Origin of the sequence: Frondihabitans sp. 4ASC-45 (genome assembly GCF_049472575.1) — a bacterium.
In the GTDB taxonomy this organism is placed as follows: Bacteria; Actinomycetota; Actinomycetes; order Actinomycetales; family Microbacteriaceae; genus Frondihabitans.
Window position 1 is genome coordinate 90,476 of record NZ_JBCEBN010000005.1, and the last position, 18,959, is coordinate 109,434.

Annotated in this window: 21 protein-coding genes; 9 read left to right on the top strand and 12 right to left on the bottom strand. The window is 66.2% G+C overall.

Annotation, left to right across the window (positions count from 1 at the left end):
- Positions 1-66 precede the first annotated feature (66 nt).
- The 4 genes from VH571_RS09600 to aroQ all read right to left on the bottom strand — a co-directional run bounded on the left by VH571_RS09600 (position 67) and on the right by aroQ (position 3,305).
- The gene (locus VH571_RS09600) at positions 67-591 is read right to left on the bottom strand and encodes a MarR family winged helix-turn-helix transcriptional regulator (RefSeq protein WP_423264369.1); all 525 of its coding nucleotides are present in this window, start codon (positions 589-591) and stop codon (positions 67-69) included.
- A gap of 109 nt (positions 592-700) precedes the next feature.
- The gene (locus VH571_RS09605; protein ID WP_423264370.1) at positions 701-1,099 is read right to left on the bottom strand and encodes a hypothetical protein; all 399 of its coding nucleotides are present in this window, start codon (positions 1,097-1,099) and stop codon (positions 701-703) included.
- A 39-nt stretch (positions 1,100-1,138) separates the two neighbouring features.
- Entirely contained in the window at positions 1,139-2,416 is a 1,278-nt protein-coding gene (locus VH571_RS09610) for an ice-binding family protein (protein WP_423264371.1), read from the bottom strand.
- A 391-nt stretch (positions 2,417-2,807) separates the two neighbouring features.
- Positions 2,808-3,305 (bottom strand): gamma subclass chorismate mutase AroQ, encoded by a 498-nt coding sequence (aroQ, locus tag VH571_RS09615; protein WP_423264372.1) that lies wholly within the window; start codon positions 3,303-3,305, stop codon positions 2,808-2,810.
- Positions 3,306-3,835: 530 nt separating this feature from the next.
- Here aroQ and VH571_RS09620 point away from each other — a divergent pair.
- The 3 genes from VH571_RS09620 (at position 3,836) to VH571_RS09630 (ending at position 5,623) form a co-directional block, all read left to right on the top strand.
- On the top strand, positions 3,836-4,174 hold the full coding sequence (locus VH571_RS09620; protein ID WP_423264373.1) for a biopolymer transporter Tol: 339 nt from the start codon (positions 3,836-3,838) through the stop codon (positions 4,172-4,174).
- A 179-nt stretch (positions 4,175-4,353) separates the two neighbouring features.
- Complete coding sequence (locus VH571_RS09625; protein WP_423264375.1) at positions 4,354-5,061, top strand: glycosyltransferase; 708 nt, start codon at positions 4,354-4,356, stop codon at positions 5,059-5,061.
- A 106-nt stretch (positions 5,062-5,167) separates the two neighbouring features.
- Complete coding sequence (locus VH571_RS09630; protein WP_055964096.1) at positions 5,168-5,623, top strand: SRPBCC family protein; 456 nt, start codon at positions 5,168-5,170, stop codon at positions 5,621-5,623.
- 5 nt (positions 5,624-5,628) lie between these two features.
- On the opposite strand, the gene VH571_RS09635 is transcribed toward VH571_RS09630, so the two are convergent.
- The 4 genes from VH571_RS09635 to VH571_RS09650 are packed head-to-tail and all read right to left on the bottom strand — an operon-like array spanning position 5,629 to position 8,421.
- A complete protein-coding gene (locus VH571_RS09635) occupies positions 5,629-6,369 on the bottom strand; it encodes a PIG-L deacetylase family protein (protein WP_423264377.1) in 741 nt (246 codons plus the stop codon).
- Positions 6,366-7,373, bottom strand: a complete 1,008-nt coding sequence (locus tag VH571_RS09640; RefSeq protein ID WP_423264378.1) for an acyl-CoA dehydrogenase — start codon at positions 7,371-7,373, stop codon at positions 6,366-6,368. The genes VH571_RS09635 and VH571_RS09640 overlap by 4 nt, the downstream gene beginning before the upstream one ends.
- The gene (locus VH571_RS09645; RefSeq protein WP_423264379.1) at positions 7,370-7,966 is read right to left on the bottom strand and encodes a class I SAM-dependent DNA methyltransferase; all 597 of its coding nucleotides are present in this window, start codon (positions 7,964-7,966) and stop codon (positions 7,370-7,372) included. The genes VH571_RS09640 and VH571_RS09645 overlap by 4 nt, the downstream gene beginning before the upstream one ends.
- Positions 7,963-8,421, bottom strand: a complete 459-nt coding sequence (locus tag VH571_RS09650) for a hypothetical protein (protein WP_123943222.1) — start codon at positions 8,419-8,421, stop codon at positions 7,963-7,965. The genes VH571_RS09645 and VH571_RS09650 overlap by 4 nt, the downstream gene beginning before the upstream one ends.
- A 109-nt stretch (positions 8,422-8,530) precedes the next feature.
- Here VH571_RS09650 and VH571_RS09655 point away from each other — a divergent pair, with 109 nt between their 5' ends.
- The gene (locus VH571_RS09655; protein WP_423264380.1) at positions 8,531-9,133 is read left to right on the top strand and encodes a histidine phosphatase family protein; all 603 of its coding nucleotides are present in this window, start codon (positions 8,531-8,533) and stop codon (positions 9,131-9,133) included.
- On the opposite strand, the gene VH571_RS09660 is transcribed toward VH571_RS09655, so the two are convergent.
- Positions 9,130-9,624, bottom strand: a complete 495-nt coding sequence (locus VH571_RS09660) for a hypothetical protein (RefSeq protein WP_423264381.1) — start codon at positions 9,622-9,624, stop codon at positions 9,130-9,132. The two genes, VH571_RS09655 and VH571_RS09660, sit on opposite strands and share 4 nt — an antisense overlap.
- Positions 9,625-9,836: 212 nt before the next feature.
- Here VH571_RS09660 and VH571_RS09665 point away from each other — a divergent pair, with 212 nt between their 5' ends.
- Positions 9,837-10,289 carry an Hsp20/alpha crystallin family protein gene (locus VH571_RS09665; protein WP_055963672.1) on the top strand — a complete coding sequence of 151 codons (453 nt, stop codon included), beginning with the start codon at positions 9,837-9,839 and terminating at the stop codon, positions 10,287-10,289.
- A 465-nt stretch (positions 10,290-10,754) separates the two neighbouring features.
- Here the strand turns inward: VH571_RS09665 and VH571_RS09670 are convergent, their stop codons facing one another.
- Positions 10,755-11,747 carry a hypothetical protein gene (locus VH571_RS09670; RefSeq protein WP_423264382.1) on the bottom strand — a complete coding sequence of 331 codons (993 nt, stop codon included), beginning with the start codon at positions 11,745-11,747 and terminating at the stop codon, positions 10,755-10,757.
- Positions 11,748-12,112: 365 nt separating this feature from the next.
- On the opposite strand from VH571_RS09670, the gene VH571_RS09675 reads away from it, so the two are divergent.
- Complete coding sequence (locus VH571_RS09675; protein WP_423264383.1) at positions 12,113-13,591, top strand: MFS transporter; 1,479 nt, start codon at positions 12,113-12,115, stop codon at positions 13,589-13,591.
- Positions 13,584-14,603 (top strand): alpha/beta hydrolase, encoded by a 1,020-nt coding sequence (locus VH571_RS09680; RefSeq protein ID WP_423264384.1) that lies wholly within the window; start codon positions 13,584-13,586, stop codon positions 14,601-14,603. Before VH571_RS09675 ends, VH571_RS09680 begins: the two co-directional genes overlap by 8 nt.
- A gap of 70 nt (positions 14,604-14,673) precedes the next feature.
- Here the strand turns inward: VH571_RS09680 and VH571_RS09685 are convergent, their stop codons facing one another.
- The gene (locus tag VH571_RS09685) at positions 14,674-15,402 is read right to left on the bottom strand and encodes an HAD family hydrolase (RefSeq protein WP_423264385.1); all 729 of its coding nucleotides are present in this window, start codon (positions 15,400-15,402) and stop codon (positions 14,674-14,676) included.
- Between the two features lie 593 nt (positions 15,403-15,995).
- Complete coding sequence (locus tag VH571_RS09690) at positions 15,996-16,796, bottom strand: nucleotidyltransferase domain-containing protein (RefSeq protein WP_423264386.1); 801 nt, start codon at positions 16,794-16,796, stop codon at positions 15,996-15,998.
- Between the two features lie 388 nt (positions 16,797-17,184).
- Between VH571_RS09690 and VH571_RS09695 the strand changes: the two genes are divergently transcribed.
- Both VH571_RS09695 and VH571_RS09700 read left to right on the top strand, forming a co-directional pair.
- A complete protein-coding gene (locus tag VH571_RS09695) occupies positions 17,185-17,766 on the top strand; it encodes a hypothetical protein (protein WP_423264387.1) in 582 nt (193 codons plus the stop codon).
- 191 nt (positions 17,767-17,957) lie between these two features.
- Complete coding sequence (locus VH571_RS09700) at positions 17,958-18,377, top strand: hypothetical protein (RefSeq protein ID WP_423264388.1); 420 nt, start codon at positions 17,958-17,960, stop codon at positions 18,375-18,377.
- Positions 18,378-18,959 lie beyond the last annotated feature (582 nt).

An 18,959-nucleotide genomic window follows, 5' to 3' on the forward strand; every position in this document is an offset into this window, starting at 1 on the left:
GGTCGGATCCTAGGATCCGATTCTCTCACCACCGCCGATCACTCGCCTTTGTGCTGTCGTGCCCGACTATGCAGCGGGCTGCAACCCGCCAAGGTCGAGGGAGGCCGTCAACTCCCCCAGAATCATGATGATGCGCTTGGACTCGCGCGGAGAGAGCCCCTCGAGCAACGCACGGATGCCGTGGCGAGAGTCGCCGAGCGCATCGTCGAGCGCAGTGGTCGCGGCGACGGTCAGGTGCAGCAGATGGCCCCGCCCGTCTCGGGGGTTCTCGGTCCGGGTCACGAGGCCGCGCTCCATCAGACGCGCCACGATGAGCGTGCTGGCTCCATTCGTCACTCCAAGGGCCCGCGCGATATCGAGGGCCCTGACGGGCTGGTCGAGATTGTTCAGGCGGGACAGGAACTCGAGGGCCATGATCTCGTTGGCCCGGAGGTGCAACAGATCTCGGAGCCGCCAGCGCAGCAGAGCGTCGGCGGTCTGAAGGGCAGACACGGCCTCGAGAAGCGCCACAGGCGTGGCAGGGGCGACTGGCGTCACTTGCAGTTCGTTGTCATCGTGCTCGTCAACGAGCGAGGCGGAGCATGAGCTCATGGAGGACCTTCCGTAGTGGGGTCCGCGAGCATCCGTCATCAGTCGGTGAACATCCGCAGGAAGCAATCGAAGCACACTTCCCTCACCGCGCTCTCATCTGCCCCGTCTCTCAGGCCCTCCGCACCACCCCCGAGGGAGCAGGAATGACGAAGCGCCGAGGGAGTGGCGGTATGCGCATCCAGACGGAACGCTCCTCCCCCGTGTGATCGACCCAGCGAACCAGAAGCTCTTTGCCGGCGATGAACTCAACGACATCGACTCCGGAGCAGACCCCGAGCGCGCCCTGCTTTCGCAGGCGCCCCGCCGTTGCCACGGCTGCGGTGTGGAGGAGCGGTCGCACGTGGACGTCTCTCACGGTGTGGCGCCCCGTGTTGCGGAGCACCAGAGTCGTGCCGGCAGCCGAAGTGCGCGTACGCCTCTTCGTCGGTTCGTCAAGGTAGGTCAGGGTGAAGGGCCCGGCCCGCTGCCCGGTGATGGCCTGCACGATCGGGATGACCGGGTGGTGCACGTCAGACCTGTGGCCTGAAACCGGCAGGACCGTCACGGTCTAGGCGCGGTGAGTGGTCGCGACGCGACGGCGGCGGATGCTCGTCACCAGCAGCGCGATGCCGCCGATGAGGAGGAGCCCTGCTGCCGCGAAGGCGCCGACCGAGTTGCTGCCGGTGTAGGCGAGTTCGGTGCCGGTGCCTGTGCCCGTGCCGGTCCCTGTTCCAGTGCCCGTTCCGGTGCCTGTCCCTGTTCCAGTGCCCGTTCCGGTGCCTGTCCCTGTTCCAGTACCCGTGCCTGTCCCGGTTCCACTTCCACCCGTGGGCGTACGGACGGTGACGACGTAGGTCTCGGAGTCAGACGGCGTGGTGCCGTTGCTGGCCGTGACCGTGACCGTGGTCTTGCCGGGGGTGGTCGGGGTACCGGAGATGACGCCGGTGGTGCCGTTCAGTGTCAGACCTGCGGGGAGGGGTGTCGACGTGTAGGTGGGCGTCGGAGTTCCAGTGGCCGTGACGGGGAACGAGTACGGCGTGCCCGCGGTCGCGGTCGTCGGAGCACCCGAGGTGATCGTGGGCGCAACCGTCTCGGATGGGGTTCCCGGAGTGGGGCAGCCGGTGGGTGCGGTGATCGTGTTCGTGTCGAGCGTCACGGCCCCGGTGCGAGCGAGAAGACGACCCACGATGGTGGCGCTCGTGGTCGCCGTCACCGACTGCTGGGCGAGGACCGTGCCACGGAACTGCGCGGCGGTGCCGATCGTCGCCGAGCTGCCGACCTGCCAGAAGACGTTGCACGCCGATGCGCCGCCCGTGAAGGTGATGCGCGTCGCGGAGCCGATGGTCAGCGTCGAGGCGGCCTGGAATACCCAGACCGAGTTCGCACTGCCGGCGAGCGTGAGGGCGCCGTTGTTCGAGAGCGCGAGAGCGCCACCGGTGTAGACGCCAGGGCTCAAGCTGAGCCCGTTGAGCTCGCTGATGCCCGTGCGGGTCGGTGTGAGAGAGGCGGCGACGTTGTACGCCGTCGTCGTATCGGCCTGCGCCTGGGTCGCCGCGGCGTCGGTCTGATGGACCGTACCGTTGACGACGCCGTTCGGAGCTCCGCCGAAGCCGGTGATCGAGGTGCCGGGTGAGACGCCGAGGTCTCCGGTCACGACGGTGGGGCCGGTGTTGGTCACGGCGCTGGCGCCGAGGACTCCGTAGGTGGCAGCGGTACCGAGGTTGACCGGCCCATCGATGACGGTCGCCGCCGACGCGGTCGATGCGGCGCCGAGAGCGAGAGCAGAAGCGAGTCCGATGCCGGTCGCAACCACGAACAGCGGGCGGAAGATGGGCGTTCTGGCCATGGTGGCCCCTGCCTCAGTGGGAGAGGCACGTGTGCAGGCGTCGACGACGCCCGCGTGATCCCCGGTACTTGAGGTATACCCCACGAGTGGCCGTACGGGAAGACTGGTTCACAGATTCACCTAAGTCGTCGCAATTCGGCTGTCGTTTGGTTCACGAAATCAATCAACCTGGCAAACTGCCTGGCTTTTCGGAGAATGGTGGAAAAAGGCGCTTACTTGACACATGTCGGCCGGCATCCCCAGGGGTGGGGCTGTTTAGCTGGGCTCGGTCAGAGCCCCACGGCATAGGTGCAGGTCACGCGATTTCGGGTCGCACAACCGCATCTTGATGGGGGTGACACGCTTCGGGTCGTGGCACCCCATCAACCCCTTTCTTCGATGGAATGCGGCGTCACCCCGCTGGGGTCACACAGAAGGTATTCCAGGCCGCGTGGACCGCCTTGCGGTGCAGCGCGTCGATTCCGGGATACGACTGCGACCTCGCTGCGTCGACCGCGTGCGAGCAGCGCGGGCTTTCGGCCACGTCTTCGGCGTCGCCGAGGGAGTCGACGAGAGCGTCGTCGATCGCGTTAAGCTGCTGACGGATCGTGGCCAGGTCGGGAGCGGTGCTCGGTGCAGTCGCGGGATCGTGGGTCCACCGAACGAAGAGGCCGCGCTGGACGACCTTGCTGGCATCGATCTGCGCTCGTACGACGCGGGTGACGAAGGCGGGGTCGATGCCTCGCTGAGTTGCCCGGGCGACAGCCGCGTCGACGACGGCCTGCTCGCGGGCGGGGTCGCTGATCGGCCGCCCACTCACCCATTTCGACTCGGCTACGGGGTCGGCGAGAAGAAGGCGACGAAGGACGAGCGCGGAGATCGCCGAGAGGCGGTCGTGCTGTGACACCACCGTCGATGAGTCCGACGCGGAAGCCGCCGGCGCCTGGCCTACCTGCCCTGCCGATGCCCTGCTCGGCCCTGCCGCCACCAACACGCTGGCGGCGACCAGACCGATTGTCGCTACGACGGCACTTCTCCGGAGGCGACGCGCTGAACCCTGTGCGGGCCGCGCGCCCGAGGAGCGAAGGGTAAAGGTGGTCATTGGCGGGGTTCCTTTCTGAACCAGGCACGAACGCTCCGCCAGAAACCAGCTGCGGTGTCAGCGCCGAGGAGGGGAATGCTTTCGAAATGGTCGTGCGACAGGCCACAGGTGCATTCAGCGATGACCGGCTCATCCCAGAAGGGAACCCAGTAGGTCACGGAGTGCGGGATGCCACACGGGTCGTCCAAGCTGTACATGCGAACAGCTCCTCTTCCGTCAGACGATCGTCTGTCGGAAAGACCGTATGGCTTGAGAAGACTCGTTGTCAACGACTTTCCCCACCGTCGCGACCCCACCGTCGCGACCCCACCGGGGCTGGCCCGTGTACCGTGCCCGCCATGACCGAGTCCAAACCGGGCGAGCAGGCCGCGGCTCACTCCGACGCCGACGACGAGCGCTGGTTCGTCATCAACGGCCGACGGTGGCGGCGAACCGACCCGAGCCTGCCCGACGACGTCGCGTCCGCCTTGAGGTCGCACCTCGGCCGCGGTCGCTCTGGAGTGGGTTCGGCGAAGCGCGCTGGCGACGAGTCGGCGGTGACGGCCGCACGGAAGCGGGTGGGTCTCGCCAAGCACGGTCTCGGCGAGCGGGGCGACTACTGGTGGGAGCGGCCAGTGGCCGACCGTCTGGTCCAGGCCGAGCAGGCCCTCCACGACCTGGATGCACTCGACGGCTGAGCCTCATGCTCGGCCACGGGCCCGCCACGCGCGGGCGACCGTGGCAGAGGAGGCCCGCGCGAAGCGCCGCGAGCGCCTACAGTTCCAAGTTCGTGCACGTCCGGTGCAGCAGGGATTGACCGCGTCGCAAGACGGGTGGGGAGTGACGAGTGTCGTCGATAACGGCTATGTGTGCTGTGGTGCCGGCTCACAATGAGGAGGGCCTCATCGGCGCCTGCCTCGAGGGTCTCAACGCGGCTGCGAGAGCTCTGCACGCCGCCCGCCCCGACATCGCTCTGCGAATCGTCGTGGTGGCCGACAGCTGCAGCGACGATACAGTGGCGATCGCTACGTCGTTCTCCGGCATCGAAGTCCTTTCGAGCACGGGCGGCACGGTGGGTGCGGCCCGGGCGGAGGGCATCGACCACTGTCTGGCTGCCCTCCGTGGCCATGCTGATGTCGGCCCTCTCGGGCTCGGTGTCTGGATCGGCAATACCGACGCCGACTCGGTCGTTCCGCGGAACTGGTTTGTCGAGCAACTCCGGCTCGCCGACGCCGGAGTCGACGTGATGCTCGGCACGGTCACGCCCGACTTCGCCGATCTCACCGAGGCCCAGATCGCCGCGTGGAAAGCGAAGCGCGTTCCCGGGAAGCCCAACGGGCACGTTCACGGGGCCAACCTCGGGGTTCGTGCATCGGCGTATCTCGAGGCCGGTGGCTTTCTCCACCACGACGAGCACGAAGACAACGACCTGGTCACGAGGCTGCGAGCGCAGGGCGTCACGCTCGCCGCATCGGATGATTGCGACGTGATGACCTCCGGCCGACAGGTGGGTCGCACCCCGGGTGGCTACGCCCGATACCTTGCCGAGAGCCTCGTGCCGGCTTGCGTGGCTCCGTCGTTCTGACCAGGTCCCGACCTGTCAAGTGGCCTCGAATAGCCGCGTGACCGAGCCTCGGTTCCGCCATCGAGCTACCGTCCACGTCACACCGATCACAAACCAGGAGATCTCCATGGCACAAGCAATCGAAACCATCGACGTCAACGTTCCCGTGTCCGTCGCCTACAACCAGTGGACCCAGTTCGAAGAATTTCCGAAGTTCCTCGACGAGGTCGAGTCGATCGACCAGGTCACCGAGACCCTGACCGTCTGGAACGTCAAGGTCGGTCCCGTCGAGAAGCAGTTCGAGGCCGAGATCACCGAGCAGCACCCCGACGAGCGCGTCGCCTGGAACTCCACCGGCGGCGAGGTCGACCACGCCGGCGTCATCACGTTCCACAAGCTCAGCGACTCCGAGACCCGCCTGACCGTGCAGATCGACTGGGAGCCCACCGGCTTCCTCGAGAAGGTCGGCTCGACGCTCGGCGCCGACAACCACGCGATCAAGAAAGACCTGAAGAACTTCAAGGAGTACATCGAGTCGCAGGGCAAGCCGGACGGCGCCTGGCGAGGCGACGTCAAGGCCTGAACGGTCTAGCCGACCGCTACTCTGCCCTCGTTCTCCACGACGAAGACCTCCTCCGGGCGCTGAAAGTGCCCGAGGAACCTCTCGTGAAGAACGGGGGCAGAGCCGTGTACCTGCGAGCGATATTCGCCTAGGGCACGAGCTTTGGCGGCTACGTCGTCGCCGGTCAGCGGCAGCGTGGCCATCGTCGACCACGGGGTATTCGCGTGTTCGGGATTGCCCCAGTGCCACAGCCAGATCGGGTACGCCCACAGCTGCCGTTGCTCGCGCCGACACACCTCGAGGGTGATCTCGCCCAGAACACGGTGGTCGCGGTGCCCGTCGCCCTGCCAGGGTGCGACCACGAGGGCGCCCGGAAATTCGCGCAGGATCCCACCGGTCGCCAGGGCGACAAGGTCACGGTTCTCGCGAATGGCACCGTCGGTCACTCCGAGAAACCGGACGTCGTCGATGCCGAGGTCACGGGCTGCCGCCTCCGCTTCCGCGGTGCGAACCGCGGCGAGCGTCTCGCCCGGAGCGACGACACCGGCGCCGGAGCCGTCGGTGACGACGACGAAGGTCACCGGGATTCCGTACGATCGGGCGAAGGCCAGGAGCCCACCGGCACCGAGGGTCTCGTCATCCGGGTGGGCGGCGAAGACGATCACGTGATCGATTCCGTCGAGGCGGAGTCGGGGCAGGCGCTGCCACCTCGGATCCTCGTCCCATTCCCGTGCCGCCGTGCCGGGGTCGGCGGAGTCGAAGATCACCACTCGATGTCAGAGTCGCGCACGCTTCGACCGAGGGAGGCGTCGTCGCGCTCTCCGTGGTGCTGGCGAATGTAGACGGTGAGGTCAGCGACCCGCTTCGCGTGCGATGCGTCACGCACGAGAGGCTCCGGCCCGAGGGCGTGCCCGACGTGGAACATCGCGCCCTCCGCGGCTCGGGCGACAGTGGAGCGGAGGCGCTTGCCGAGCACGACCGCCTCGTCGCCGGAATCGAGCACGGCGGCCGCTGCCGCGAAGGCCCGACGGGATTCGGCCAGGCGGGCGTCGACCACGCCGAGATGCATGAGCGTGATGTCGTCGCCTCGACCACCCGGTCGCCGAGTCGCCTCGAGCAGAGAGCGACCGAGTCCGGTCGCGCCGCCCAGCCAGCACGCGGCGACGCTGATGCCGCCCCAGGCGAACCCGGGGCGATCGAGGTACCAGCCGGTCGCGCCCACGGGTGTTGCCGGGCTCTCGTCGAATTCGACAGCGTTGCTCGGAATCTCTTCGAGCCCCCGAGAGTGCCATTCGGCCGACGACACCCGCACACCGTGCTCCGACAGCTTGACGCGGAACAGTCGCCGCTCGCTCTCGCTCACCCAGGCCGTCACGAGGGCGTCCGAGAGCGATCCCCCGAGCGAACACCACTGCTTCACGCCGGTGAGACGCCAGCCGGTGTCGCTTTCGCGAGCTTCGACGCGATGACCGGAACCCTCCGACGCGAACACTCCCCAGGTGCCGCCGCGCACATGGCTCGACGCCTCCTGATCGAGGATGGTTTGAGCGTCGATGTGCGGCTCGATCGCGCGCGCGAGAGCGAGATCATGCGAGGCGAGAGTCGCCAGCGCCTCCCACACATCGAGTGTCGCGCCCTGACCGACGAAGGGGCGGAGCGGATTCAGGGCGACGCCGAGGTCGAGCGCGTCGTGCACGGTCTTGGGGTTCGCATCCAGGACCGCCTGGGTGATGCGACCCACGGGTGCTTCGGAGAGAGCAACTCGTTTCATGTCGTCGCCTTTCTGGTGAGAGTCACGACGTCGAGGACGAAATCGGGCTCCTCGTGGTGCACGACCGTCGTGAACTCGGGGTGCTGCGTGAGCGCCTGATGGACGGCGTCACCGGATTGCCGAAAATCGGACGCCGGGTGCCGCCAATGGCACGCCACCACCGTGCCGCCCTCGGTGAGCTGCGACGCGATCGTGCCAACAAGGTGACGCCAGACGTCGCCGTCGAGGTAGTAGGCGACCTCCGACACCACGACGAGATCCCACTGACCGGCCGGCAGCCCGTCCGACACATCGCCCTGCGCGACCCGCACGTGAGCCAGACCGGCGAGTCGCTCGCGAGCCGTCTGCACGGCACTCTCGGCCAGGTCGACGGCGAGGATCCGATCGCTCCGGCCCGCGAGCTCCTCGGTCAGCACCCCGGTGGAGCAGCCGATCTCGAGCACCGCGCCGTATCGCTCCCGGGGCAGGGCGGCGAGCAGCACGGCACGCTTGCGAATCTCGTACCAGCTCGTCTCGACCGACCACGGGTCGGTTGCGTGCAGGTGCGTCGCCTCGAAGTGCGATCGCAGGGCGCCGTGTGACTCGCCGCTCACGGCTTCGCTTCGTGGTGCGCTCGGCCGTGGCTGCGGCGATCCTCTTTCATCTCCGCTTCGAAGAGGTGGCGCTTGCCGCCGGCCAATTCGTCACGGGCCTTCGACTCGGCGGCCTTGAACGCGGCGTAGTAGTTGTCGTCGTAATCCTCGACGACCTGGAACGTCCATCGGCCGTGGATCACGTTGCGCCCGACGAGCTCGTTCTCGATCTCGTCGGCAATCGACTCCTGGCCGGCCTGGCGGAGCATCTCCACGGCCTCCCCCAGCGCGAGGTCGGCCTTGCCGGTGAGTCGATGGAATCCGTAGAGGTAGCCGCGGGCGTGCTCCACGACCTCGAGGGCCTCAGACATCTTGCCGAGGGCCGCCACCGTCGCGTCGTCGAGACCGGCCGGTCGGCGGTGTGCTGCGTCGGGTCCGTCGGATCCTTGTCGTGGGCTGTCTTCGCTGGCGCTCATATCTCGAAGTATGGCCCTCCCTCCCGGGGTGTCGCCCACCGTGGACGGGCACAGACCGGCCCCAGCCACCGCATGCCACGATGAAAGCCACCCCGACCCGAAGGATCCGATGCGACTCCTCCTCATCCGCCACGGCGAGACCGCTGACAACGTCGCTCGCACCATCGGCTCGCACCTGCCCGGGCCGGCCCTCTCGCCGACCGGCCTCGAGCAGGCTCGCGCCCTCGCCGATCGTCTCGCCGCCGACGAGGTCGCGGTCGTGCATTCGTCGCGGGCGCTGCGGGCGTCGCAGACAGCCGCAGCGGTGGCCGCCGCCCGGGGTCTGGCACACCACGAGATCGACGGATTCCACGAGATCGATGCTGGCGACCTCGAGGGGCTCCCCTACGCCGAGGCCCTCTCCGGCTACGCGGGCACGATGCAGCGCTGGTGGCACGACCCCGACGCCCGCATTCCCGGGGGCGAGAGCGGCACCGAGTTCATGGCCCGCTTCAGTGCTGCCATCGACGCGGTTGCGAACGCATCGAAAGAGGTCGCCGTCGTGGTCTCGCACGAGGCCGCGATCTGCGTCTGGGCCTCCTCGACGGCCACGAACCTCGATGCCGAGTTCAGTCGCACCCACGGCGTGCAGAACACCGGCATCGTCGAGCTGCACGGCTCCCCCGCCGAGGGCTGGCGAGCCGTGTCGTGGGATGGCGCGCCCGTCGACTAGTCGCTTCCGGTAGTGCGGTCGGCACGCTCCCTGAGGGCGTCGAACACCGGTGCGCAGGCTGCCCGGAGCTCCTCCCACGACGCATCCATCAGCTCGGCCGGCGGGGTGTCTACCACCGCTGCATAACCGTGCTGCGCCCTGGGCACTGGGTCGCCCGGCAAGACCAGCGACTGCACGAAGGCTCCCGTGTCTTTCTCGAAGGTGAGGGTGTGCGACGCGACGTTCCGGCCCCAGTCGGCGGATGGCCACGACAGGAAGGCGACGTGCCGCGGTTCGGTCGACAGGTCGGTCGCCGAGACGTAGCTGCCGAAGTGCTCTTCGCCGAGCGAGAGGATCTTGTAGGCGCCGTTGTCGAGGTACACCAGGAGCGCCTCCGGGAACGGCTTCGGCCCGTACATCGCCGTGTACCGCAGCGCTTGTGCGAGCACGGGCGTGCCCAACGGCACCTCGATCTGGTGCTGCGCGGGTGAGTTGACCTGGTCGACCATCATGTCTCCGATCGGAGTAGCTGGGGTTGCAAACGACGCCCACAATAGCGGCACCACCTGTCGCGAAAACGACTCCGTTTGCGGCGAGCGCGAAGGCACTTTTGAGCCTTTTTTGAGCTACGACCCCGGCCACGGTTTTATATTTTTGGTGTCTGAATCCGGGAGGGTTCGGCACCACCAACTCCACACGCAGCACCCAAGAAAGGGGACTCTTCATGGCTATGTCTTTTGATCCTTTCACCGAGATCGACCGTCTCACCGCCGGTCTTCTCGGAACCCGGCAGGGGCCCAAGTTCATGCCCGTCGACCTGTATCGCGATGGCGATCGGTACGTCTTGAACGCAGACATGCCCGGTATCGACCCCGGGTCGGTCGATATCGACGTCGATGGTCAGCTGCTGACCATCCGCGCCAACCGGACGGCCGACACCCGCGACGGCGTGAAGTGGCTCAGCCAGGAACGTCCGCATGGCTCGTACCTACGCCAGTTCTCGGTCGGCGAGGGCATCGACTCGACCAAGATCACGGCGCACTACGACAACGGCGTTCTGTCGCTGGTGATCCCGGTCAGCGAGAAGGCCAAGCCTCGCAAGATCGAGGTCACCACCGGCCAGGCTTCCGAGCTCAGCTCTGGTCAGGGTTCGGAACAGCACTCCCTGAACAGCTGACGGCGTGGGTGGGGGCCCCTCCAGGAGGGCCCCCACCCCACCCTCTCACTACGCACCAGCGAGGAGGCCACCATGCTTCTGGTCGCAGCTCTCGACACTCCCACCCGGGATGACATCGACGACGTCATCCGCCAGGCGGAACAGATACTCGTCGACGCCGTCCTCGACGACGCAACCGGCGTGACCGTCACTCGGGCAGCTCCGCCCCTGACACCATCTCGTGCAAAACCTGCGGGCGTCCCCGGCTGCTCGACGACGCCATGCCGTCGCATCTCACGTCCGACAACCTCGACGCCTTGGGCCCGCTCACCTCCGAGGCGGCCGACACACGACTAGCTCCTCCCGGGGCGGGAACCGGCCTTTGCCAGTTCCCGCCTCGGCCTTTGCGACTGAGGAGGAGACAGCTGACGCACAACGACGCCGTCGCGCGCATCCCTGTCTGGCGAAGCTGGAGAGGTCGCCCGGTTAGACGACCGCAGACTCGTTCAGGTCTGCTGCGTGCTCTGTGACGTATCGACGGGCTCGCCGAATGCGGACCACCTGCAGCGGAAGGATGACGACCAGCACCGCCACGAGAATCACGATGAGGATGATCGAGAAGCTGTCGCCTATACCTTCTTGCAACGTATTGACCTGCTGCAACACGATTCCTGCGTAGAGCAGGACGAGGTAGGCCAGCTGGAACGACATCGTGATCGAGATCACGGCTGCGTATCGGGCCGCAGCGGTCATGTCCTGAGGATCCAACTCCCCCGGCTTCTTACGGACGACGACTTTCGCGATGCGTCGGAGTCGAGCGGGATCCCGATCAGTGACATCGCGCAACCGTCGGTTCCACGGGAGGGTGGAGAAGAGCGCGACACCGCCGCCGGCGATGCAGGCAAAAGACAGCGCGAAGATCAGAACCTGCAGCAGGCTCAAGCTGCGCGGGACCTCCGCGCTCAGCACGCCAAGGCCGACGAGGCCAAGAGCAAGCACTCCGACGAACGTGACCGCCATGGTCACGATCTTCCGCCGAATCTCGGTCGGCTCAATCGCCACCCATTCCTGCCGCGGCCTCGGGTGAGCCCGGTCGTAGCGGTAGGCGACCGGCCCGACCAGCAGTGCCACCGCCGTCAAAATGGCACCGGTGCCGATGAAAACGATCGGGATGAGCGGACCGCTCGAGGTCGCCACAGCACACACGACAGTGATCACAGCGGCGACGCCCTCGAGGCCGATGACAATCGACACAACGCGGCGGAAATACCGTCGAGATTCCTCCGACCCGGCGACGTTCCAGTAGGCGCGAAACGAGCCGATGGTGAGAGGTCCATAGACGAACGGGATCATGGCTAGCGACCCCGCGAAGATCCATGCTGGATTCTCGAAGTTGCCGTGAAGTACGAGAAGCACCACTCCCCCCATCAGGATCCCAGTGGCCAACACGATGGTGAGAATGAACGCGGCGATGCGCATGAGCCGACTTTCGGGGTAGGCGGTGACTTTCGCTCAGCTTGGCAGAGTGGCCATCGCCGTGCCAAGGGCCGGTCGAGTCGCTCGCGCTTTCGGACCGCGGCGCTGCCTGGTCACATCACATAAGGATCCGAGTCGCCGACTCCCGAAGCACGGCGCCTCCCTTCAGCCCTAACGCCCGCCGGGTGACGACCACTACCGGCCGTTCCCTGCCTTGCTCACTTTTGGCCCCGGACCAGCGGAGCTGGCGGTGACGCCGCCCATGCGCTACATTCCGAGCAGAGGGAAAAATCCCGTTCGGCTTCGGTCGGCGGAAATGCGCACGCGTCTCATGGGAGTCGCCACTTCTTCCTCGAAGGAGTGCGCCTATGTCCGTGCAAACAAGTTCCTCTCCCCGTGTTACCGCCCCACCGGAGCGGCTCCGCGACGCGTGGATCGCCCTCGCCGGGCTGTCGGCCGTTTTCCTGTTCGAGATGCTCGACAACTCGATCCTGAACGTCGCCCTGCCCACAATCGGCCGCGACCTCGGCGCGGCAACCGCAGCACTCCAGTGGGTATCGGGGGCGTACTCGGTTGCATTCGGTGGCCTCATGCTCCTGTTCGGGGCCGTGGCCGATCGCTTCGGCAGGCGCCGAGTCATGCTCACCGGTCTCGCCCTCCTTGCCATCGCAAGCGTCCTGACCGTGTTCGTCACGTCGATGGAACAGCTCATCGTCGTCCGAGCCCTCATGGGAGTCGCCGCGGCGATGACGACCCCCGGAACGATGGCCCTGGCTTTCCGCCTCTTCACAAGGGAGGATCTCCGGATCCGGGCATTGACCGTGATCTCCACTGCCGGGCTCGTCGGTCTGGCCATCGCACCGACTGTCGGCGGGTTCGTGCTCGCGGTCGCCCCCTGGCAGGTGCTCCTGCTGGCCACCGCTCCCATCGCCGCCCTCGCGTTCGTCGGAATCCGTGTCGGTGTCAGCACCGATCAGAAAGCCGACCTGCACCGTGATCCGATCGACGTCCTCGGCGCCGTCCTCGGCAGCGTGACCGTCCTCGGGATCCTCGTCACACCCACGCTCTTCGTCACCCACGCTGGTACGGGTTTGTCGTGGGGGTCAGTTGCCGTCACTGCCCTCTCGATCGCCGCTTTCGTGATCCGGGAGCGGTCGGCCCGCTTTCCGCTCCTCGACCTGCACCTCATCGCCACGCCCTTGGTCTCCAGCGGTCTGGCCTACAAGGCCGCGGCGGGTCTTGCCATGGCGGGCCTGTCGTATCTGGTCACTCTGCAGCTGCAGCTCGCGTGGGGGTGGTCGCCGGCTCTCGCCGCCGTCGGCACCCTGCCCCAGGTCGTCGTCCTCCTCGCAAGCGGACGGTTCGTGGGCCCCTTCGTCACCCGGGCAGGTCTTGGCCGTGCCGCGTGGATGAGCGCCGCCTCAGTGGTCGCCGGCCTTGCCGTGTTCGCGACCCTCGCCCGATTCGGCTACGTCTGGGTCGCCCTCGCGCTAGTCCTCGTCGCAGCCGGCATGCGAGTCGTCGGTGTCGTCGCCGGCAACAACGTCCTTCGGGGCCTGCCAGAGAACCGCACCTCGATCGGCGCCGCCCTCGTCGACACCGCCAGCGAGATCGCGACCGCCGTCGGGATCACCGCCACCGGCACCATCCTCGTCGCCCTCGTGGCAGGCAGCATCACCAGCGGGTCCTGGACGCCGACGCGAGTCGACTCGTTCGAGACCGCCCTCACCATCGCCGGCCTGACGATCACCGCCATCGCCGTAGCCCTCGTCGCGCTCGGCATCGTTCGTGCCCGCCACGCCACCAGCCCGTCCACCACCACCACCACGGAGCCCACTCATGTCTGACCCCACCATTCGCCCCACGTTCGACCTCGAGCTCCAGACGTTCCTCACCGCTCTCGAAGCTCGAGGACCCTTCACCCTGTCGACCGAGATGTTGCCCCGCATGCGCCAGCTCGACACGACCGAAGAAGAGCTCGACGAGAAGCTCCGCGACCGTGGTTACGAACGCCGAAGCGTCACCGTCCCCGGGCATTTGGGCGACCCCATCGAGCTGGCCGTCATCCAGCGAATCGGCCGCACCGGCGCCACGGCCGCCGTCTACTCGATCCATGGCGGCGGGATGATGTTCGGTCACTACCTCGGCAACCTCGACTCCTATGACGACTGGCTCCTCGACCACGACGTCGTCCTTCTGAGTATCGACTACCGCCTCGCCCCCGAATACCCCGACCCCTACCCCGTCGAGGACTGCTACGCCGGTCTCGTCTGGGTCGCAGCCCACGCCGACGAGCTCGGCATCGACCCCGATCGGATTGTCATCGCCGGCCAAAGCGCGGGCGGCGGGCTCGCCACCGGCACAGCACTCCTCGCACGTGACCGGAAAGGTCCGGACTTGTTGGCGCAGATCCTCGTCTCACCGATGCTCGACGACCGCGACAACACGGTGTCCACGATCCAGATCGACGGGGTCGGAGTTGCTGACCGGCAGATGACTCGCTTCGGCTGGGACGCCTACCTCGGCGCCCGCCGCACCACCGACGACGTCTCCATCTACGCCGCACCCGCCCGCGCCGAAAACCTCTCTGGTCTGCCAAGGACCTACATCGACTGCGGCAGCACCGAGGTGTTCCGCGACGAAACCGTCGCCTACGCCAGTGCCCTCTGGGCCGCAGGAGTCGACGCCGAACTGCACGTCTGGCCGGGCGCCTTCCACGGATTCACCAGCATGATGCCCCAGGCCGTTATCTCGAAAACCGCGACCGCCGCCCTGCGCGACTGGACACGACGAACCCTCGGACCACCCGCGCCGGTCTCAGATGTTTCAAGTCGGGCGCTCCAGGTGTCTCCTAGCTGAAGTGTGCCGGGCGTCCGGCCTACGGACGCCTGCCTACTTTGTTCGCGCCGCTAGTACGAAGCGGGGCCGCTCACCGTGGACTAGCGAGCTCGAACGCCCGCCACATCTGCTCCGGCCGAGTGACGATGCACTGCATTCCCAAGACTGCACCGCCCACGTCGTCGTACGCTGAGTCGCCGATCATCAAACAATCGGTCGGGTCCGTGTCGAGCAAATCCGCCGCGAGTTGAAAAATACGTGGATCCGGTTTTACGTATCCGACTTCGTAGGACAGGACCACTACATCGAGGGCCGAGGCGATGCCCCAACCCTCCAGAGCGGGGCGGATGTCCAGGGCAATGTTTGAGACGATCGCCAAACGCACCCCCGCGGCCGACGCGCGAACGATGAAATCCGACACTCCTCGGTTCAACTTCCACTGGTTCGGCATGGTCTCGTACAGCGCTCCGGCGAAATCGAGGGCGATTGCGCCGTCCTGGCTCAGGGCTGAAACAAAAGCGTGCCTGTGAGCCGCGGGATCGAGGTCCCAATCCAGAGCCGGGAAGAGCTTTCTCGCGTCACCCCACACGTTCCCGAGCCGCTCAGCTGCCGTCGACCTCGACGCAGGACGTCTCGCCAGCAGGGATCCTGCCTCATCGACCCACGTCTCCATGGAACGAACAACTGCCATCGTGTTATGAAAATCCAGGAGCACAGCCCGAGGATGAGCACTCGATCCCCTAGACCTCGGCGTCGCGCCTACCGAACGTCCGACCCCGGGCTGATCGAGAGGCGCTTGGTTGCCGCCGTGTCCACTCATAGACCCAACCTAGGCCGCGCAGATCGCATCGAAGGATTGCGCCTGCCCGACGAAGAACTGAACCGGGAGCGGGTGGCGTGGGCCACCGCGCATGGTTAGGTCCAGTCTGGCTCCGGTGCATCGCGTTCGTCGAGAACGACAGCGTCGGGGTCGGTGTGGCCATACGTGGCGATTGAATCCACGTTTCGCGTCGTGGAAGAAAACGTGCCAGCTCGTCGGCCAAAGACTGCTTTCCGGAGTCGGCTCATAAGCGGGCGAGGTTGCTCCGGTGCGGTCATGCAACGAACCTAATCATTCACACCAGCATTAGCCGGGCAACGATTTGAAAGGGTCCGACTCGGCGGCGAAAGAACAAGGCCGCCTCGTTGAGCTCCCCGGCCAACGCAACGTCTTCCTGCGAAGCACGCCAGGGGTTCAGGGAGCGGGCCCTGGTGCAGCGTTTTTAGCTCCGGCAGGCTTGAACGATGAACCCACTGCTCGCGCTTGTCGTGAACACTGGACCCTTGGAGCGGCGACGACGGGCATAGCCGTTGGGCACTAGCGCGCGAGTATGCCACCCATTACGTAAGCCGGGCCGACCGCAAGAGGTTCAGCTAGCGAACGCCAGACTTGGCGATCGCTACTCGGAAGTAAGTGTCGGCCAGGGCCTGAACTTCAGCGGCTGGCCTCATCAAGGTGTCCGAGTCGAAGTGCTCAGCCCGCTTCAACTCGGTATCGACGAAAGCTTGCAGCACCGGCGGGGCTGACCCCGACCCCATCTCCCGAGTCACAGCCTTCACCGCGATCAACGCGGCCGCCGCGGCACGGACGTCGACACTCGCTTCGCTCTCGGCGAGAAGCGTAGGCAGGTCCATTGGGGGGAGGACTGCGCCCGGGTGGTCGAACAGCCACCGCAATGCTGCCGTCGTTCGCAGAACATAGAAAAATCGCTTCAGCGTGGGTGAGCCCATCTGCTGCTGACGAGCGACGTGGAGGTAATGGCGGCCAATGTGGGCCCGATCGACCACGGCCGACGCGAATGCGAGCAGATCGTCTCGGAAGGTGATGTCGCCGGAGTACACGATCGGAGACCGCAACCACTCGATGGCCACCGCGTTGCCCTTCACGATCAGCCGAACGGTTTTGGCAAGATCCCAACCGTTGACATCGAGCACGCTGTCTAAGGGTGTCTCAATGACATCTCGCTGCGGCCACAGCGACAGATACTGCTCCGCCGGTCGGATGTAAATGAAACGGCAGTCGTAGTCGCTGTCGGGCGAAGGGAACCCCCACGCTCGGCTACCGCTTTCGATCGCCCAGCCGATACGAACCCCAGCCTCTTCCTCAACTGCCGCAAGGCGCTCGTCGATTCGAGCTACGACAGATGAATCCAGATCCCCAGGCACGGCACGCATGGCAGGACCCTACCGCTATGCAGGATTGCCACCATCCGTGGCCGTCGGAATGGCGTGATCACTCCATCCCCGCCGGAAGAACCCTGGGCAAAGCCGACGTACTCACCGCGCGATCGATGAGGGTTGCCGAGCCCGAAGGGCTGACGGGAGCCGATCTGCAAAACCAGAATGGTCGCGGTTAAGCCCACTCTTGGCCCGGCTCGAACGGGCTGCCTCCCTCTCCACAACTCGGCCGGGCCCTGTGGGCGGGTTGCCGGCTAGGGCAAGTCGAAAGCACCTTGGTCCAGTCACGAATGACGTTCCCTCTCGCGCACCCGAATCGTCTCGTGGCTGGAGGGTGCCGAAGGAATCCAGTACCGTCATCTCACCCACCCGAGGAGCTGAGACCATGTCGAATCTGCAGCGCCCTTCCGCTATTCAGGACGGGGACACGGGTGTTGGGAAGACGCCCCCGAAGCGCGAGAGATGGCCGTCGTGGGCGCGGATCCTGGTCGTATTGGTGGCGGTGGTCGGCATCTTCTTCGGATTCGCGCAGTGCACCGAGTACCAGGCGCGGCTCGTGCCGCACCTGCCCTCCGGGGCGAAGCAGGTGCTCGCCCGCCCCGCCACCGACGCGGGGGTGATCGGGACCTCTCGCACCAACAGGGATATCACTGTCGTGCACAAGAAGGGCAGGATCCCAGCCGACCTCATTCCCGTGCGCTGGAGCACCGGCACGCTCCGCCCGGCCTCCCGCGACCTCCTCATCACGTGGGGGTACGGCAACTGCGGTGCGCCCGACCGCGAGACCGACGTGTTCCTCCTCGAGACGCCCGACTCGGTGCTCATCGACGTGTGGGACGACACCCGCAAGGACCTTCCACTCGGAACGGCGTGCTCTGGCGTCGGCCTCACCGGCACAGCGACCGTGCACCTCGCGGAGCCACTTGGCTCGCGGACGCTCGAGCTGCACGAGACCGCTTCACGCTGACGCACGCTGGTAATAGTCAGTGCTTGGCTTCGCGGCATGACCAGCTTAAGTTTCGGGAGGGTTCCGTTCTGCGCACGTCAAGGAGACGTCTAAATCGACAGCAGCCCCCTTCGCCAGATCCACCCTCCGGCCGATCCATTGACCTCTTTGGGCCGATGCGACACCGTCCAACCTCCCCGTAGCGTCGAATTGTGACAACGGGATGGGACGACACCGGCGAGCTCTACAGAGAGCGGACGACGCAGCGCACCGCCGCCCAGTCCTGGATCCTCGCACTCATCGCCATCGGACTACCTGCCGCATGGTTAGCCGGCATAGTCTTCGCACGCTGGTTCGAAGGGCATGTCGGCTACCAGGAGGCACCGTTCGGCCCCTACCCCGGTTACGTGCACCCAACCAACGCGCAAACGAGGGTGCATCTCACCGCTGCTGCCGTCGAAACGTTGACGCTGCCAGCGATGGTCGCCGGGATGGTGTGCGGCTTCCTGTCGCTACGGCGGCCGCGACCCGACGTGCTGCCGGTCGCCGCGACCGTCATTAGCTGCGTCGTAGTGCTACCCGGCGTCTACGTGACGGTGCTCGGGTTGATCGGGTTCGTTTTCCCGTCGTAGCCACCGCCTGGTTGGGCCGAGACACACCCACTCGAATCGGTTTCTCTTTTTCCGCCGATGGAGGGCTCGTGCAGCCAGGAACCAGAGATAGGTAGCTCCCGTTAGGACCACAAAGCTCAAGGGACTATCAGCAACTCCACCGGTGGTCGACTAACTACCAAAGGGCAAAAGGATGCCGAGCAAACACAGGGAGAAGAGGCGACAACCTGGCGTGTGGGGCCTGGCTATAGTCCGACCTGGACCGGGGGGCCATTCTGTTAGGCGTCCAGCCGATAAAAGGAGCAGCGAGGCAATGAGCCGTCTCCAACGACCAATGTTTCGTCGTACTTTTCAGCAAATCAGCAGTGGCATCACCTTTCTCGCTGGCTGAAGTCGACACCCTGCTGTCCCGAGGGCCAGACCGGTGTCACCCGCTGACCGTCAGTCAGCGGAGTCGTGGAACACGGCTCGGAGCTTAGGTCGTCCAAGGCGAGCCTCGGCGATAGGGTGTCGAAATCAGTTGCGGAGCGCGTGGGGGCACAGTGCAGTCATCAGACAGCGAGTCAGCATCAGGATCGTTAACCCGGTTCGCAGGCGTGGCTG